Source organism: Actinophytocola sp. (assembly GCF_036378875.1).
Taxonomy (GTDB): Bacteria; Actinomycetota; Actinomycetes; order Mycobacteriales; family Pseudonocardiaceae; genus Actinophytocola.
In genome coordinates this window covers 129,772-147,485 of sequence record NZ_DASUVO010000063.1, presented here as the reverse complement: position 1 = coordinate 147,485, position 17,714 = coordinate 129,772, and the positions used below count along the sequence as shown (strand labels likewise).

General features: G+C 71.3%; 13 protein-coding genes. 7 read left to right on the top strand and 6 right to left on the bottom strand.

From position 1 onward, the window contains the following. Positions 1–98: 98 nt before the first annotated feature. Together VF106_RS18695 and VF106_RS18690 are read right to left on the bottom strand one after the other, a co-directional pair. Positions 99–1,733 carry an FAD-dependent oxidoreductase gene (locus tag VF106_RS18695; RefSeq protein ID WP_330841027.1) on the bottom strand — a complete coding sequence of 545 codons (1,635 nt, stop codon included), beginning with the start codon at positions 1,731–1,733 and terminating at the stop codon, positions 99–101. Continuing rightward, the gene (locus tag VF106_RS18690; RefSeq protein ID WP_330841026.1) at positions 1,730–2,260 is read right to left on the bottom strand and encodes a DUF5987 family protein; all 531 of its coding nucleotides are present in this window, start codon (positions 2,258–2,260) and stop codon (positions 1,730–1,732) included. The genes VF106_RS18695 and VF106_RS18690 overlap by 4 nt, the downstream gene beginning before the upstream one ends. 329 nt (positions 2,261–2,589) lie before the next feature. Between VF106_RS18690 and VF106_RS18685 the strand changes: the two genes are divergently transcribed. Both VF106_RS18685 and VF106_RS18680 read left to right on the top strand, forming a co-directional pair. After that, positions 2,590–3,396: a helix-turn-helix domain-containing protein gene (locus VF106_RS18685; RefSeq protein WP_330841025.1), complete on the top strand. Its 807-nt coding sequence runs from the start codon at positions 2,590–2,592 to the stop codon at positions 3,394–3,396. A gap of 702 nt (positions 3,397–4,098) precedes the next feature. Continuing rightward, positions 4,099–4,452: a DUF6235 family protein gene (locus tag VF106_RS18680; RefSeq protein WP_330841024.1), complete on the top strand. Its 354-nt coding sequence runs from the start codon at positions 4,099–4,101 to the stop codon at positions 4,450–4,452. Between the two features lie 42 nt (positions 4,453–4,494). Here the strand turns inward: VF106_RS18680 and VF106_RS18675 are convergent, their stop codons facing one another. Next, entirely contained in the window at positions 4,495–5,409 is a 915-nt protein-coding gene (locus VF106_RS18675) for a hypothetical protein (RefSeq protein WP_330841023.1), read from the bottom strand. Between the two features lie 178 nt (positions 5,410–5,587). Between VF106_RS18675 and VF106_RS18670 the strand changes: the two genes are divergently transcribed. Further along, entirely contained in the window at positions 5,588–8,644 is a 3,057-nt protein-coding gene (locus VF106_RS18670; RefSeq protein WP_330841022.1) for an AfsR/SARP family transcriptional regulator, read from the top strand. A gap of 9 nt (positions 8,645–8,653) precedes the next feature. Continuing rightward, entirely contained in the window at positions 8,654–9,247 is a 594-nt protein-coding gene (locus VF106_RS18665) for a TetR/AcrR family transcriptional regulator (protein ID WP_330841021.1), read from the top strand. Here the strand turns inward: VF106_RS18665 and VF106_RS18660 are convergent. Next, positions 9,216–10,043: an SAM-dependent methyltransferase gene (locus VF106_RS18660; RefSeq protein WP_330841020.1), complete on the bottom strand. Its 828-nt coding sequence runs from the start codon at positions 10,041–10,043 to the stop codon at positions 9,216–9,218. The two genes, VF106_RS18665 and VF106_RS18660, sit on opposite strands and share 32 nt — an antisense overlap. A 126-nt stretch (positions 10,044–10,169) precedes the next feature. On the opposite strand from VF106_RS18660, the gene VF106_RS18655 reads away from it, so the two are divergent. Together VF106_RS18655 and VF106_RS18650 are read left to right on the top strand one after the other, a co-directional pair. Continuing rightward, positions 10,170–11,222 (top strand): glucose 1-dehydrogenase, encoded by a 1,053-nt coding sequence (locus VF106_RS18655; RefSeq protein WP_330841019.1) that lies wholly within the window; start codon positions 10,170–10,172, stop codon positions 11,220–11,222. 89 nt (positions 11,223–11,311) lie between these two features. Then, positions 11,312–11,626 (top strand): antibiotic biosynthesis monooxygenase family protein, encoded by a 315-nt coding sequence (locus VF106_RS18650; RefSeq protein WP_330841018.1) that lies wholly within the window; start codon positions 11,312–11,314, stop codon positions 11,624–11,626. Positions 11,627–11,631: 5 nt separating this feature from the next. Here VF106_RS18650 and VF106_RS18645 read toward each other — a convergent pair whose 3' ends face one another. Then, entirely contained in the window at positions 11,632–11,892 is a 261-nt protein-coding gene (locus tag VF106_RS18645) for a metallothionein (RefSeq protein WP_330841017.1), read from the bottom strand. 142 nt (positions 11,893–12,034) lie between these two features. Between VF106_RS18645 and VF106_RS18640 the strand changes: the two genes are divergently transcribed. Beyond that, the gene (locus VF106_RS18640) at positions 12,035–13,237 is read left to right on the top strand and encodes an SRPBCC family protein (RefSeq protein WP_330841016.1); all 1,203 of its coding nucleotides are present in this window, start codon (positions 12,035–12,037) and stop codon (positions 13,235–13,237) included. Between the two features lie 28 nt (positions 13,238–13,265). Here the strand turns inward: VF106_RS18640 and VF106_RS18635 are convergent, their stop codons facing one another. Further along, on the bottom strand, positions 13,266–17,714 hold the full coding sequence (locus VF106_RS18635) for a cation-translocating P-type ATPase (protein WP_330841015.1): 4,449 nt from the start codon (positions 17,712–17,714) through the stop codon (positions 13,266–13,268).

Below are 17,714 nucleotides of genomic sequence, written 5' to 3'. Positions count from 1 at the left end.
CGAGTGAAGCCATCTCCTGCCCTCCCAGAACCTGGTTCCACGCAAATGACCAAGCTCGACCAGCCTCGCACATTCGGGACAGGTGCTCAATGGGGCGATCAGGCAGCCGGGTTGGCCACACTGTTCCGAACGGACTTGGGAAGCGGCGCTCCATAGGTGACCTCCACTCCACGCTCCCGTGCGGCGGCGACGATCCCGGGGATCGCCCGCTCGGCGAGCGCGGCGATGGTGAGTGCCGGGTTGACCGTGAGTCCCGTTGGGACCGAGGAACCGTCCGTCACGAAGATGCCAGGGTGTCCGCGCAGCTCGTGCCGGTCGTCCAGTGCCGACGTGGCCGGGTCGTCCCCGATCCGGCACGACGAGAGGGGGTGCACCGTGTAGGCGCCGACGACGTCGTTGGTCCACGGCATGACCTTCGCCAGACCGTCCTTCTCCAGGATCTCCTTGACCTTGGCGTCGGCCTCGGCCCACCCGCGCAGGGTGTTGGGCGTCGGGTCGTAGCGCAGCGGACCGCGCGCGAGCAGTTGCTGTGAGATCCGGTAGGAGTTGCCGGTGGGCGGCGGCGGGCCGAACACGCCCTCGTTGTCGTCCTCGGTCATCAGGAAGACCGTGAGCCACGACTTCCACTTCCGCAGGATCTCCTTCTTCTCCTTGCCGAACCAGGCGGCGGGCCCGGTCGAGTCCGACACCTGGGCGAGCTGGGTACCGAGCCCCGGCGGGAAGTACAGCTGCTCCATGGAGAAGCGGGAGTACTCCGGCAGGCTCGCGTCGAGGAAGTCCCAGCACGCCACGACCGGCCCCTTGCCGATCTGGTACGCCTCGTAGGCCTTCCCGTCGGGGCGGCGCAGGCCGAGCAGCTCGGCGGCGCGTTCCTCGTTGATGACCGCGTTGTTGAGCCGTTCGCCGTTGCCGGAGAAGTACCTGCCGACGGCGTGGGGCATCGCGCCGAGGGTCTCCTCGGAACGTTGCAGGATCGGCGGTGTCGCGCCGGCTCCGGCGGCGAGAATGACGATTTTGGCGTCGATCTCGCCGGAACCCGTGGTGACCCGGTAGTCCACGTCGTGGATGTTGTTGTAGTGCACCCGGTAGCGCCCGTCGTCGGTGCGCGAGATCTTCTGGACCTCGTGCAGCGGACGGATCTCCGTGCCGTGGGACAGCGCTGCCGGCAGGTAGTTCAGCAGCAGTGACTGTTTCGCGTCGAACCGGCAGCCGGCCATCATCCAGTTGCAGTTGGTGCACCGCGACGCGTCGACGCCGACCGGCACCGGGTTCGCGCTGTAGCCGCTGTGGTTGCACGCCGCCGCCCACAGGCCGCCGGCGTAGGTGACGTCGTTCCAGTCCTGCTTGGTCACCGGCATGGCCTCGGAAACCCGGTCGTACCAAGGATCCAGCGTCTCGCGGCTGATCGCGGTCGGCCACAGCCGCCTGCCGATGGAGCCCTGCTTGTCGAAGACGAACCGGGGCGCGCGTGGCAGCGCGGCGAAGTAGACGACCGAACCGCCGCCGACGCAGTTGCCGCCCAGCACACCCATGCCGTCGCCGACGACGAAGTCGAAAGCCCTGGTGTATGAGGAACCGAGGAGGTAGTCGTGGTCGAAGTCCTTGGCGGACAACCACGGTCCGCGTTCGAGCACGGTGACCTTGGCGCCACCGGCGGCGAGGTGGTACGCGGCGATGGAGCCGCCGAAGCCGCTCCCGACGATCAGGACGTCCGTGCTTTCCGTGGCGGTCATTCAGGACTCCCCGATTCGGTGGTGTTCGGGTGGCGCTTGGCGAGCTCGCGGCCGTAGCCGTAGTCCGGGAACCGCCACAGGCCGTCGCTGTTCGGCTCGGCGAAGCCCATCTGGATCAGACCGGGGTGGCCGTCGGCGATCGCCTCGGCGGTGCTGCGGTGCGCGGCGGTGTCGAAGGCCATGGTGCTGAACATGCAGAGCAGCACCCAGCCGTCCCGTTCCGGGTTGCCTGGCGCGGTGAGCTCGGCGATCAGCGTCGCGCGATCGTCGTAGCCGAGTGCGACGAACGGCGGCACGTCGTCGTCCAGCGTCAGCCCAGCACCCTCGGCGTAGGCGGTCGCGTGCCCGTTCAGCATCTGTGACAGCGGGACGAGTGCCGGCGCGACGCCGGTCGCGGGGTCGGCGAGCAGTTCCAGGGCGCCGGCCTCGACCGAACCGGCGTCGTCACAGACGCCCGCGATCGCACGGTCGCCCGGAAAACGCTTGACACCGGGGATGATCGTGTCCGCGAATGCCTCGAGCGTCATCGTCTGAACGTCGTCCAAGAATTCCGGGCTTGCCACTACCGGGCCTCCAAGCGCGTCGCCAAAGCGGCCTGTCGGACTTACGACGGTTAATTGTTCACACGGTTGCGCACGGCGAGCATCTCCTCACTTGCCCTCTTCCGGGAACGCCCTTGCCCACCTGCGGCAACAGCCGACCTAGAACACACCTTGACCGTCACTGAACTTCTGATCTCACCCGGTTGGTGACGGAATTGAGTAATAGAAGTGCGCGGTTGTCAACGATTTACCAGAAAGCCTACCTTGAGATCGACTTCAATTTTTATCGACGCACAAACAAGTGGTGCCACATAATGGACGATGCTATCGAGACGGCGGTCGAACGCGTCATCGCTGCGATGCGGGAGAACCTGAGCGAACAGATCACCATGGACGACATGGCCCGTACGGCCATGTTCAGCAAGTTCCACTTCTCGCGAATCTTCCTCCGAGTGACCGGCATCTCGCCGGGCCGCTTCCTGTCCGCGCTGCGGCTACAGGAGGCCAAGCGGCTGCTGCTGACGACCTCGATGACCGTCGCGGACATCAGCCATCTGGTGGGATACAACAGCATCGGGACGTTCAGCTCCCGGTTCCGGGCGAGCGTCGGGGTCTCGCCGAGCGAGTACCGCCACTACGAGGGGCTCGTCGCACCACTCACGGCGCCGCGGCCGGACGGCGTCGCACATCCGGGAGCGGTGCGCGGCCACGTGTGGTCGACGCCGGGCTGCCGGCCGGGACCGGTCGTGGTTGGCCTGTTCTCCGGGCGCATCGCGCAGGGCACCCCGGTCCGGCACGTCACCCGGTACGGCATCGGCCCGTTCGAGATCGACGACGTCCCGGCGGGCAGCTGGCACGTGCTCGCGTACTCGACGGAGGCCGGGTACGACCCGTCGGACCCGGACACAGGCCCCGACACGCCGTACGTGGCCACCTTCGGCCCGATCGAGATCTCCTCGACCAACCCGGGTGGCCGCGACTTCGACATGTGGCTGCGGCCGCCGCGGATCTTCGACCCGCCGGCCCTGCTCGCCCAACTGGATCACCGGATGCTGACAACCGGCGACGCCAGGAACTGGGTTCCCGACAGGGTTGACGAGACCACCCTGTCGGGAGCCTGACCAGCTCCAACCCCACATAGGCGCGGCCTCGTCCACACGGACGGGGCCGCGCCTATGTTGGCTGGCGGTACACCACGAGCGATGTCCTGAAAGACGCGTTCATGTCGTTGAACCCCAGATCCACCGACGGTCTCGGTGGCTTGCGATACGGCTCGGCCAGCCCACCGCACGACTCGGCCAGCCCACCGCACGACTCGGCCAGCCCAGAGTGCGGCTCGGCCAGCCCAGAGTGCGGCTCGGTCAGCCCAGGGTGCGGTTTCGGGTGCGAAGCGCCCGAAACCGCCTGACGTCACGGGACGGTGACCGCTTCGGCCGTGCAGCCATGCGAGGAAGGTCCTTCATCACCGCCAGCGTGAGGAAGGCGTACTTTCCCACCCACGGGCGATGTCCCGAAAGACGCGTTCATGTCGTTGAACGTCCCCATCGCGTCTTTCAGTACACCGGCCATGCCCCAAAAGCGTCCTTCGCGGCGCCGCACCCTGCGGGTGTTGCCGGGCGCTGCGCGCCCGGCAGCCCGCTCGGCGGGCGTGTCCAGACGGCGGCGGAACGGCCCGTCCGCATGGCAGCGGAACGGCCCCGTCCACGCGGACGGGGCCGTTCTTTGCGCTGGTACTTCTTCCAGATTGCTCTCCGTGGGCGGGCGGCCCGCGTTTGCTTGACGGTGTTATATAACGCGGATATGTTTAATAGGACAACAGCGTTATGGAACTCTCGAGATTGGCCACGGTCATGGCGAACGAATCCAGTCAGGTGAACAACAGCCCGCGCTTCCGCCTGGAGACCGGTCTGGACGTGCTCGACGTCTGGGCGGAGACCGCGAGCCAGACCAAGAAGAACGCCGTCTACAAGGCACTGTTCGCGATGCAGGACGGGTCGCTGTTCCGCAGCTACCGCATCGTCGACGACTTCCAGAAGCTCAACGAGGTGTACGTCATCGTCAAGGACAACCTCGTGATGAAGCTCCGGATCAACAGCGTCGACTCCTACGACATCCTCGCGATCGGTCCGTGCGGCAACACCGCCGACCTGCACACGGGCAAGTGGGGTGTCCAGTAGTCCCCGGGTGCGCAACGCGGCGCACCCGGGGAGGTTGTCGGATCAGAGCTTCGGTGGCAGCTTGCCGTTCTTGGCCACCGGCACCGCGAGCTGACGCGGGCTGAGCAGCAGGGCCTGCTCGGACGGCCAGCCCTGCATCAACGGGTTGACGTGGCGCAGTCGCAGCTCGACCGTGGGCAGCGTCGGCGCGGCGATGTCGTACTTCTCCAGATCGATCCACTGGACGATGTTCAGGATCGGCTCAGGAATGTTCTGGTTGTTCTTCCGCACCGGCACACAGAGCTGACGGTTCTCGCGGACACCCACCTCGGTCGACGGCAGATGCGACAGCACCGGGTTGAGCTGGGTCAGCTTCAACGTCGCGTTCATCGGGACCTGCGGAACCTCCCGGTAGCACACGAGATCGATGGACATCAGCACTCGCAACGGCCCACTCGGTGGCACGGAGTCGTTCTTGATGACCGGCAGGCACAGCTGCTGGGGCTCCATCAGCCGCACCTCCCTGCGCGGCAGATGCGACAGCACCGGGTTCAGGTGCTCGAGGACGAGCGGGATCTCGAGCGTGGGACCGCCGATCCGGTAACAGGCCAGGTCGATGTACTTGACGTACTCCAACACCTCGGCCGGTGGGATGACGCCGTTCTTCGCCACCGGTGTGCAGAGCTGCTGGCGCTGGCCGACGCCGTTGACCGTCCACCGCGCCGCCTGGGGAGCCAGCACGGGGTTCAGGTGCTCGAGGGTGAGCTGTCCGCCCGGCACCGGCGGTGGGACGTACGGGTTCGTCCGGAAGCACTCGAGGTCCAGGTTCGAGACGAAGTCGTGCGGGCTCGGCAGTCCAGGGGCCGCCTGGATGGGCAGGTCGTTCGGTGTCGTCGCCGCTGCGGTGCCGGCCAGCGCGGCCACGAGGGCCAGGACGGCCGCCGCGGTCCGGGAGCGGGAAAGCGTTCTTCGGAGCATGCTGTGCCTTCCTTGCTTGAGGGGGAAAGGCGGACGCGCCCATCAGACCAACGCTCATTAAGGTCCTCTTAAGTTGGTCTGTGGGGGGCTCATAGTTCGCCCCATCGGGGCATCACGAACCCGGGTGCGGTTGGCGAACCTCTCGATACGGGCGCATACGCACGGCGAGGGGAGCGGCGTGAGTCAACCGCTTGTGGCCAGACCGAGGCTGTCCGCCGTGCTCGCCGGCGGGACTCGGCTCACGACGGTCGTCGCGCCCGCCGGCTACGGCAAGACGACGCTGCTGGCCGGCTGGGCCGACCCGGCACGCACCGCGTGGCACACCTGCACCGACGAGGACCGCGAACCACGGCCCGCGTTGGACAACCTGGCCAGGGCGGTGCGCACCGTGTTGCCGTGCCTGGACTTCGACGTGCCCGCGGCGGCCAGGGACGCGCACGCGATGACCGCGGCGCTGTGTGACGCGCTCGGTTCGGCGGAGCTGGTGCTCGTGCTGGACGACGTGCACGTGGTGACCGAGCGCGATCCGTCCGCGCGGCTGCTGGAAGGGCTCTGCCAACAGCTGCCGCCGACCGTTCGGCTGGTCCTGTCCAGCCGGTGCCCGCCCCCGTTCCCGGTGCGGCGGCTGCGGGACGACGGGCAGCTGGTCGAGCTGACGGCGAGCGATCTCGCTTTCACCACGGCGGAAGTCGCCGCGCTGGCCGACCAGCTCGGGGTGGACGGCGCACGGATTCACCGGGCCACCGGCGGATGGCCGATCGCGGTGCGGCTGGCGGCGGAGGCGATGCGGCACGGCGAGGTCGTCGATCGGCCCGGTCCGCTGTTCGACTACGTGGCGACCGAGATCGTCGACCGGGAGCCGGCGCGGACCCGCGAGCTCCTCCGCGTCGCCGCCCGGTTCCCCCGCTTCCGGCCGGAACTGCTGGTGGCGCTGGGTCATCGGCATGCTCCCGAGATCATCGCAGACCTCGTCGGCCGGGGTCTGTTCGTCGAGGCGCTGCCGTCGGCGCCGGGCTGGTTCGGCCTGCTGCCGCTGGCCGCCGACTTCGTCCGTGCCCGGATGTCCATGCGGGACAACGAACTGCGGGAGCTGTACGACGCGGCGGCCCGCTGGCTCGCGGCCGGTGGGCACCTGGACGCGGCGCTGTCCGCGCTCGCCGAGCTCGGGGATCTCGACCGGATCCGGCGGCTCGTCGACGAACGCGCGGACGACCTGCTGCGCCAGGGCGGTGCGGACGCGGTGCTCGCCGCGGTCCGACTGGTACCGCCCGAGGCACGGGACCGCCGGACCTGGCAGCTGGCCGGTGAGGCGTACCAGGTTCGTGGCGACTGGGCACACGCCCTGGACTGTCTACAACAGAGTGTCGAGAATGGACGTCCGGGTGTCGGCACGGCCCGGCGGATCGCGTGGCTGCACTACCTGAGCGGGGCGACGGCGGAGGCGCTCGCGGTGTGCGAACGCTACGAGCCGGACGGCGCCGACGCGGTGAACACGTCGCTGCTGCTGAGCTGTGCGGCGAGCGCCCAGTGGGCACGCGGGGAGCTGGCGGCGTGCCGGACCGCGGCGACCAATGCCATGGCGCTGGCCCGTGACTGCGACGACGCCGCCGCTCTCGCCGCCGCGCACACCGTGTTCGCCATGCTCGCCGCCGCCACCGGCGACCAGGCCGCGCTCACCGAGCACAACCGCGAGGGCCTGCGGCACGCGGAGCGGGCGGGCGACGTGCTCAGCGTGATCAGGATCCGCTCCAACCGGGCGTCGCACCTGATCGAGGCGGGCGACTACCGGGGCGCGCTCGCCGAGTTGGAGGTCGCGCTGCCGCTCGCCGAGCTGACCGGGTTCACCACCTACCGGTCGTTCTGTCTCAACAACCGAGGTGAGGCCCTCCTCGGCCTCGGCCAGCTCGACGAGGCCACCGCCGACCTCGTCGCGTCCCGGACGATCTTCACGGCCATCGGCGCCAGCCACGCCGCGGTGCCGCTGACCTGGCTCGCCGAGACCTACCGGTTGCGTGGCGACCGGGAGCGGTCCGCGACCGCGTACCGCCAGGCGATCGAGCTAGCCGAGCTGAACGACACCGCGACACAGCTCGTGCCGGCCCTCGCCGGCCTCGCCCGGCTGCTGGTCGACGACGAACCGGAGACGAGCGCCGAGCTGGTTCGCCGCGCGTTGTCGTTCGGCACCGGTTTCGGGTACTCGGCGGTGCTGCTCGCCTCGGCCGCGCTGCGGCTGCGCCAGGGTGACGGGGTGGCGGCACGTCACGCGGCCACCGAGGCCGAACGGCTCGCCCGCGCACGAGGTGACCACGCCACGCTGGCGGAGGCGCTGGAACTGCGGGCCAGAGCCGAACTCCTGCTGCGGCCCGGGGACGGCGCCGCACTGTCCCTCGTGGACGACGCGGCCCGCATCTGGCGGGAGCTGGGCAACCTGCGTGCCGAACGCAGGCTCACCACGGCACGGGCCGCGATCTCCGCCGACGACAGGAGACGGGGTGAGCCGGTGCTGTCCATACAGGCCCTCGGCGGTTTCCGCGTGTTACACAGTGGCGAGCCGGTCCCGGTCGCCGCATGGCAGTCACGCAAGGCACGGGACCTGGTGAAGATCCTGGTGACCCGCCGCGGCCGCCCGGTGACCAGGGATGCGCTGATCTCCCTGCTGTGGCCGGGAGAACCAGCCGAGCGGATGGCCAACCGGCTGTCCGTGGCACTGTCCACGGCCCGGTCCGTGCTCCGCGCGCAGTGCGGCGCGGCCCCGCACTGCGTGGTGACCGAGGGCGACACCGTCCGGCTGGACCTGGCCGCGGTGGCCGTGGACGTGCTGTCGTTCCTGACCGACGCCCACCGTGGCCTGCACGCGTGGCGCCACGGCCGCCCGGAGGCGTGGCCGCTCCTGCGTGCCGCCGAGGCCGAGTACACAGGCGACTTCCTGGAGGAGGACCCGTACGAGGACTGGGCGGTCGAGCTGCGCGAGGAGGCCCGGCTGACCTATGTGGAGGTGGCTACCGTCCTCGCCGGACACACCAGCGACAACGGAGAGCACATCACGGCCAGCCGCTACTGCCTGCGTGTCCTGGAACGGGACCAGTACCACGAACCCGCCCACCTGGCGCTGGTCCGCGCGTTGGCGGCCGCCGGCAGCCACGGCGAGGCCCGCCGCCGCTACCGCACCTACGTGGCCCGGATGGCCGAGATCGACGTCGAGCCACGCCCCTTCCCACAGGCGGTCACGACTTAGAATCCAACGGTGCCCAGGCTCACCCAGCGTTCCAGGGACGCGCGTCGCCAGCAGGTGGTCGACGCCGCCCGGCGCTGCTTCGCCCGTTCCGGTTTCCGGGCCACGTCCATGCAGGACATCTTCGCCGAGTCCGGGCTGTCCGCAGGCGCCGTGTACGGCTACTTCGCGAGCAAGGAGGAACTCGTCGGCACGATCGTCGAGGAGGTCGTCACCGAGATCGTCACCGGCGTGGAAGCCGCGCTGGACGCCGAGGAGCCGGCCACCCCGGACGAGGTCATCCGGGGTGTGTTCGACGTGCTGGACCGCCAGGACGGCGCGGCGGCGACGCTGGCCGTGCAGGTGTGGGCGGAGGCACTGCACAACCCGGCGCTCGGCGAACTGGTCGCGGCCGGCTACCGGACGCTGCGTGAGCGGTTCACCCGGCTCGTGCGGCACTACCAACGAGCGGGCCTGCTCGACCAGGCCGCGAAAGCCGACGACGTCGCCCGCTTCCTCACCACCCTCGGCCCGGCCTTCGTGTTCCAGCGGGCCCTACTGGACGGTGTGGACGCCCAGACGTTCCACAAAGGACTTATGGGGTTTCGGCCGCCAGCCGGGCGGTGATCAGCCAGCCGCGGCCCGCATCCGGACGGGCCGGGTCGAACGCCGGGGGTGCCGGGCGCCCGTAGCGCGCGGCCACCTCGGCGACATCGTGCACCTCCGGCAACCAGCCGCCGGCGCGCAGCCATGCCTCGGGGTCGCTCGGGCCGCCCTGCCACAGCGCGACCAGTTCCGCGGAGATCGCGGCCCGCGCGGCCCGCAGCGCAACGGAGTCCTCGCCATGGTCGGCCGCCAGCGCGCTGCCGGGTGCCGACAGGCCGGTGAGCCGCTCGAGCACGGTGTCAGCGGCGCTCGCCGGTAACCCGTACAGCAGGCCCTCCAGCAGCCACGCGGTCGGCTCCTCCGGCTGGAAACCCGCCTCCCGCAACGCTTCCGGCCAGTCGTCCCGCAGGTCCACCGGCACCTCGACGTGCACGCAGCGCGGCAACGCGCCACTGCCCGCGAGCGCGGTTCGCTTGACCGACAACACATCCGCGAAGTCCAGCTCGTACAGTCGGGTACCGGCCGGCCAGGGCAACCGGTACGGCCGTGCGTCCATTCCGGACGCGAGCAGCACCACCTGGGCGCAGCCGGCGCCGAGCATCGCCACGTCGAGGAACCGCGTGCGAACCGCGACCTGCTCCGACATCAGCTCGACGAAGTCCGCGGCGTCCGCCCATTCGCCGGGTGCGCAGGCCGAGTCGACGAAGTACCGCGCGTACGGGTCCTCGAACAGCCGGTCCGGCCGGCCGGACTCCAGCATCCGCAGCGCGGCGACGGCCACAGATGTCCCGCGGATGCCATTGAGGGTACGACCCATGACAGCCCTCCCCAAACCGAACACATATTCTGTTTGAACCGTAGCAGGTCCGCATAACAGCGATACATGACGCTGTCACCCCCAGTCGGTTGTTGGCGACCGCGCGCATTGGGTACAACCGCTGTCATGCGTGCGTTGACCGTGGAACCCGGCCGTACCGACTCACTGCAGGTGTCCGAGGTGCCCGAGCCTGAGCCAAGAGCGGGAACGCTGCTGGTCGACGGGCTGGCGCTCGGCGTGTGCGGCACCGACAAGGAGATCGCTCGGGGCGAGTACGGCTGGGCGCCGCCGGGCCATGAGCGGCTGGTGCTGGGGCACGAGTCGCTCGGCCGGGTCCGGGAGGCACCGGCGGGCAGCGACTTCTCCCCCGGCGACCTGGTGGTCGGGGTGGTGCGCCGGCCGGACCCGGTGCCGTGCGGTGCGTGCGAGCGTGGCGAGTTCGACATGTGCCGCAACGGCCAGTACACCGAGCGCGGGATCAAGGAGATCGACGGGTTCGGCAGCGAGCAGTGGCGGGTGGAGCCCGAGTACGCGGTGCCGCTCGACCCGAGGCTGGCCGAGGTCGGCATGCTGATGGAGCCGACGACGGTCGTGGCCAAGGCGTGGGAGCAGATCGAGCGGGTGGGGGCGCGGGCCTGGTTCGAGCCGCGCCGGGCACTGGTGACCGGCGCCGGGCCGATCGGGCTGCTGGCCGCACTGCTCGGCGTGCAGCGCGGCCTGGACGTCCACGTGCTCGACCAGGTGACTGATGGCCCGAAGCCCGACCTCGTGGCCTCCCTCGGCGCGACCTACCACCACGAACCCGCCCTGCAGGTCGCGGAACGGCTCGCACCCGACGTCGTGATCGAGGCGACGGGCGTCGGGCAGGTCGTGTTCGACACCATGGCCCACACCGCCGCCTACGGGGTCGTCTGCCTGACCGGTGTCTCCGCGCCGGGCCGCAGCATCGGCATCGACGCCGGGGCCGTCAACCGGGAGCTGGTGCTGGAGAACGACGTCGTGCTCGGCTCCGTCAACGCGAACCTGCGGCACTACCGGCAGGCCGCCGACGCGCTGGCCAAGGCCGACCTCGACTGGCTCGGCCGGATGATCACGCGCCGGATCCCCCTGTCCCGGGCGCCGGAGGCGTTCACGACGGACGGCGACGACGTGAAGGTGGTCATCGCGCTCGACACATGACCGAGCTTGCGAGGGAATCATTGATGTTCAGGCCGGCGAGGGGCAGTCCTGACCGGCGCACCACCCGTCATGTGGGCCAAAATGGGCCAATGAGCATCGTGAAGATCAACGCGCTGACGGTCCCCGAGGAGATGCGCGAGCAGTTGGAGAAGCGGTTCGCCGCCCGCGCCGGGATCGTGGAGAGCTCGGACGGCTTCGAGTGGTTCGAGCTGTTGCGACCGGTCGAGGGCACGGACAAGTACCTGGTGTACACCCGCTGGCGCAGCGAGGAGGACTTCCAGAACTGGATGTCCGGGCCGATGCAGGCCGCGCACCAGGGCGGCGGCCAGCGACCGGCGGCGGCCGACTCGTCGGTGTGGTCGTTCGAGGTGATCCAGCAGACGGGTCCGAAGCCCGCCGCGTAGGCGCCTCAGCCCGGGTGTGAGCCGACTGTGTCGCGGATCCGCGCGCCCATGCGGGAGTCCGCGGTCCGCGCGCAGTGGGCGCAGCAGTAGAACCGGCCGGACACCTCGACGCCGTGCCCGGCGATCCGGCATCCACAGTGCTCACACACCGGCGCGAGCTTGGTCATCGCACATTCGAAACTGTCGAACGTGTACGTGTTGCCGCTGGCCGTGCGGACCTCGAAGGACATCCAGTAGTCGTTCCCGCACACGTCACAGGTCGCCATCGACCGCACCTCCCTACACAATGGCCTGGTTGACCACCCGACAGTGCGCCCAACCCGCTGGTGGCGCAACTCGAGTGAATCTTCCCGGTCGACTTTGGGTACGCCCCACCAGAACCCTGGAATCGGCAAGGAGTTGATCATCATGGCTGTTCAGGTCCGTCGCTTCGCCGGGCGCACGCGCGGAACGACCGTCGTCGAGGAACGCTCGCTGCCACTACCCCAGGTGGTGGGCGCGGCGGCGGCCGCCGTTGGCGCCGGCGCCGCGATCGAGTACGTGTTCGACCCCGACCGGGGACGGGCGCGCCGCGCGCGGTTGCGGGACAAGGCCGTGCACACCACCACGAAGCTGAACGACGGGCGCAGGGTCCTTGGGCGGGACATGGCCGGCCGGGGTCGCGGTGTGGTCGCGAACGCCCGCTACCTCGTGGCCGGCCGCCGCGTCGAGGACGACGTGCTGCACGAGCGCGTCCGTGCCGAGCTGGGTCGCCACGTGACCCACCCGCACGCGGTCGGCGTGCACGTCGAGAACGGCGTCGTCACGCTGACGGGTGACATCCGCGCGGACGAGGAACAGCGGACCCGGCGCGCGCTGCGCCGGGTGCCGGGCGTCAAGCGGGTCGTGGCCGAATGGCGGTCCCACACGGACACGACCGGCGTGTCCGCCCTCCAGGGCGACGGCCGGCCGAGGCGGACGCCGACCACCGAGCTGCTGCAGGAGCAGTGGTCACCGACCGCGCGCTTCCTGATGGGTACCGCGGCGGTCGGCGCGTGGCTGCTCTCTGGCCGCACCCCGGCACCGCTGACCTGGGCGATCCGGAGCGCGAGCGCCGCGGCCGGGACCCGAGCGGTGACCAACCTGCCGCTCAAGCGGATCACCGGTGTCGGCGCCGGCCGGTACGCCGTGAAGGCACAGGCGGCCGTCTGCGTGCCGGGCCCGCCGGCACACGTGTGGCCGGTGGTGAGCGACTACAGCGTGTTCCCGCTGTTCATGCCGGACGTGCTCATGGTCAGCCGGTCCGCGGACGGCAAGGTCTCCCACTGGGAGATCAGGGGCCCTGGCGGGCTGCCGGTCCGCTTCGAGGCGGAGGAGACCGACCGCACCGAGGGTCGCAAGATCAGCTGGCGGACCCGCGACGGGCAGCATGTCGCGCACAGCGGCACGATCCGCCTCGACCCGACCGACGACGGCCGCACCCGCGTCCAGGTGCATCTCACCTACAACCCCGTCGCCGGCGCCATCGGCCACGCCGTCGCCACCCTCCTTGGTGCGAACCCGACCCGCAAGCTCCACGGCGACCTGCAACGCCTGAAGGTCGCACTCGACACCCAGGCAGTGACCCAGTAGCGCGTGTCCAACGCCGCAGACCCGCGTGTCAGGGGGCCAGGAGTGTGCTCAGCAGCGTCGTGGTCGTGGCGCTGCCCAGGGCTATCGTCCAGCCGACCGGGCCGAGGGGTGTGCAGCCGAAGAACTGGCTCAGGCCCGGCGTCTGGATCACCACGGCCAGCAGCAGAGCCGAGCCGAGGCCCGCCGCAAGGACGGTCCGGTCGCGACCGCCGGCGGCCAGGGTCTGGGCCAGCTGCGTGCCGACGAGCGACGCCAGGGCCACTGTGGACGCTCGCCGCGCGCGGCCGGTGAACCGTGCTGCCAGCCAGGCCGCGGTCGCGCCCGCCGTCGTCGTGATCGCGCGTAGCGAGATGTCCTTCGTGAGTGCCGTGCCCAGCGAGGTGCCGGGGCCTTCCCGCAACAGCTCGTCCACCGACCGGCGGCTCGGCTGGGACAGCGCGATCGCCAGCGCCGGGGCCAGGTCGGTGAGCAGGTTCACCAGCAACAGCTGCCGCGCGGTCAGCGGCGACCGTCCACTGAGGGCGGAGCCGAACACGGTGAACGCGATCTCACCGACGTTGCCGCCCAACAGGATGCCGAGCGCCTCCCGCACGGACGCCCACATGGCGCGGCCCTCGACGAGCGCGGCGATGATCGTCTCCAGGCGGTCGTCGGTCACCACCAGGTCCGCGGCGGCCCTGGCCGCGGGCGTACCCCGCCGGCCGAGCGCGATGCCCACGTCCGCCAGCCGGATCGCCGGCGCGTCGTTCGCGCCGTCGCCGGTCATCGCCACGACCTTGCCGAGCCGTTGGTAGGCCTGGATGATCCGCACCTTCTGGGCCGGGCTGCATCGGGCGATCACGTTGACGGACGGCAGCACCGAGGACAGCTCGTCGTCGTCGAGGGACGTGATCTCCGCGCCGGTCAGCACGGTCAGCTCACCGCCACCGCCGTTCACCCGGCCCGCCACGGCCTCGCCGGTCGCCGGGTGGTCGCCGGTGATCATCACGATCTGCACCCCGGCCTCCCGCAGCTTGGCCGCGGCAGGCGGCGCGCTCTCCCGGACCGGGTCGGACAGCGCGACGAAACCCAGTAGGCACAGGTCGTCAACGGCGTCCTCCGTGGCCTCCACAGTGGACACCGGACGTTCCGCGACGGCCAGCACCCGGTGCCCGGAGGCGGCGAGCTTCTCCATCCGCCGCTTCAGCCTGCGGCGCGCGGCACCGTCGATGGGACGGTCAGTGCCGTCCACCCGGTGCCGACCGCAGCGCGGCACGACCACCTCGGGCGCGCCCTTCACGCTGAGCACCGCCTGGTCACCGGACTGGCCGACCGTGGCGTGGTAGCCGCGGGACGGCTCGAACGGCACCGAGTCGACCAGCCGCCACCCGTTGCCCTGCCCGACCCGGGCCCGGCGTGCGCCCTCGACGACCGCCCGGTCGGTCTGGTGGGCCAGCTCCTCCGGCCGGTCGGCGTCCGGGGTGGCACGCACGGCCGCCGCCAGCACCCGGCGCTGCGTGTCGCCGAGCGAGTCGATGCCGGCCGCGTCACGGCCGTCGTCCACCTGGCTCAACGACAACGTGCCCTCGGTGAGCGTGCCCGTCTTGTCGAAGCACAGGACGTCGACGCGACCGAGAGCCTCGATCGTGCGTGGGTTGCGCACCAGCGCGTTGTGGTCGGCGAGCCGCCGCGCCGCGGCGAGCTGTGCGGCGTTCACCAGGAACGGCAACCCCTCCGGCACCGACGCCACGGCCAGGTTCACCGCCGCACCAAGGGTTTCGCGCAGCGGCACCCCGTGCAGCAGCCCCGCGCCGGTGACCGCGGCGGCCGAGCCGAGGGCCAGCGGCAGGCTCTTGCGGGTCAGCGACGCGAGCCGAGCCTCGACACCGGTGGTCGGCGCGTCCGCCCGCGCCGCCGCCATGCCGCGGCCCACCTCGGTCTCGTCGCCGATCGCCACCACCACGGCGACCGCGGTGCCGGTGGCGATCGTGGTGCCCTCGTACAGCATCGAGGTCCGGTCGGCGATCTCCGCCGCCACCACCGGGCCAGGGTCCTTGGCCACCGGAAGCGACTCCCCGGTCACCGACGACTCGTCGACCTCGACCCCCGCGCCCGCCAGTGTTGGATTGCCTCGCCTCCGCTCGGCGTTCGCGGGCCTTGACCCGCCGTCTTCCCTCCTGCGCGCGGAGGCCCCTGGGCTCGTACCTCGCACAGGAACCTCCGTGCTCGTCAGTCCAGACGGCGGCGGCCCGCTCATCAACCGGCAGTCGGCCGGCACGACGTCGCCGGAGTCGATCACCACGACGTCCCCGACGACGAGCTCCCCTGCGGTGACCCGCCGCTCCTCGCCGCCCCGCCGCACAGTGGCGCGTACCGCGGAACGCTTGAGCAGGCTGGCCAGCGCGCGTTCGGTGTGGGTCTGCTGGAGGCCGCCGATCACCGCGGACACCGACACGATCGCGCCGACCAGCGCGGCGTCGACAGGCGAGCCGACCGCCGCCGACAGCGCCGCGCCCCCGGCAAGCACCGGGGTGAGCGGGTTGGCGAGCTCGGCGAGGAAGGCACGGCCGAAGCTGGTCCCCCGGCTGCCGTCGCCGTCCCCGGTCGCGGGGCGGCGGCGGGCCTCGGCGTCGGTCAGCCCGTCGGGCCCGCTGCCGAGCCGGTCGAGCACCAGCTCGACGGGCATGAGGTGCCATGGCGTCCTGGCCCCGGCGCTGGGGGCGTCCCCGGCGCTGCTGCCGAGCAGGCGCCCGGCCCGCCAGGTGCCGTCGACGAACGCGAGCGCGGCGCCGGTGTTCACCGCACGCATGCCGCGGGACGCGGACCGGAACGGGCTGTTCAACGCGTTGACGGCGCCGATCCCACTGGCGGCCTTGGCGAGCATCGTCGTGTCCCGGTTGACGCGGCGGGCGGCTCCCGCGGCCTCGACCGCCAGCACGGCCCCGTCGAGGTCCGCGCCGATGAGCAGGTGCGCACCCCACGGCGGCGGGGTGCCGTCGCGGTGCGTGCCGATGCCGCAGTCCGCGGCACCGAGCGCGCGCCGGTCGCCGGACAGCAGCATCACGACGTGCCCGTCGGCCTGCAGCGACCGGACGGCGGCGACGGGTGAGCCCTCGGTGTGCTCGACGACCCGCAGGTTGGCCTGGCGGGCGGCGGTGGTGAGCGCGTGCAGGCCCGGCGCGGTCTCCTCGCCGGCGGCGACCACCGCTTCCAGCCTTCTGCCGCGTGCGAGCCCCAGCACGAGCCCGCTCAGCTTCTCCTGCTCCCGACTGCCTTTGCGCCCGGTCAGGTCCAGCTCGTCGACCGGGCCGATCGCCCACTCGCCGTCCCGGTGCACCACCTTCGGCTCGACGGGGTCGAACAGGCGGAACACCACGGGCGCGAGCTCGGCGGGATCGCTGCCGGGCAGGGGGACCAGGTCAGTGAGCTGCCAGCGCCCGGTGACCAGGGCCTCCGTGTCGAGCACCAGCACGTCGACCAGGTCGAGCCTGCGCAGCACCACGCGGTCCATCACGAGCACGCCCCGCCGGGCCATGACCCGCCCGAGCTGCGCGGCGAACGCGGACCGCCCGGTCTCCGGGGCCTTGGGCAGCGCGGCGAGCCCGGCGCCGATGGCTCTACGCGGCCCGGCGAACGGCGTGGCGGCCACGGCGACCCCGGCGCCGACCGCGAGCGCCCGGCGCGCGTAGCGCTCGACGTCGCCGTCGGGGAGTTCGCGGGGCCGCTCGGTCACCACGGCCTCGGCCTCGGCGTGCTCCGGTCCGGTGACCAGGCCGGCCTCGGCCCGGCACCACGCCCGCTCGTGCGCGCGAGCCTCCCACCACTGTGCGGCCCGCGTGGCGATGTCCAGGAAGGTGCCCTCGCCGCGGGCGGCGAGCCCGTGCACGAGCGCGGTGGTCATCGACAGCACCGAGTCGGCCTTCTCGTGGCCACCCAGCCGCTCGCCGACGAGCCTGCGCACGTCGGGGTGCGCGTTGAGCGCGGACAGCACTCCAGCGGCCTCGGCGGGCAACGGCGCCCACGGGGCGATCTTGTTGACCAGCGCGAGCATCATCCCGAGCGCGTCCACGGCGACGGTCGTTTTCAGTCGCGTGCCCGTGGTCCCGTCGGCGGGGTGGTGCAGCTCGTCCTCGACGATCTTCTCCTCGTCGTCCGGCTCGGTCTCCGCCCTGGCCACGACACTCACCAGGCTGGCCTTACGCGGCGGCGGGTCCTCGACGGCGATGATCACCCGGGAGGTTGGCGCGTTCACCCGCGCCCAGCGCACCCCCGGCTGCTTGGCGAGGGCCCGCTCGATGCGCTTGGCGACCGGCGCGCCGTCCGGCCCGTGCACGCCGTGCGCCTCCACATACACCCGACCGGGGCACGACCAGACCGCGCGGCGCTCCCGCCCGCCGGCGAGCTGTTCCAGCGACGTGAGCGCGACCCCGCCCAGCCCCCTGGCCAGCCGCCCCACGCTGGTCAGCGGGTCGGGAAAGGCAACGCCGAACACGTTCAT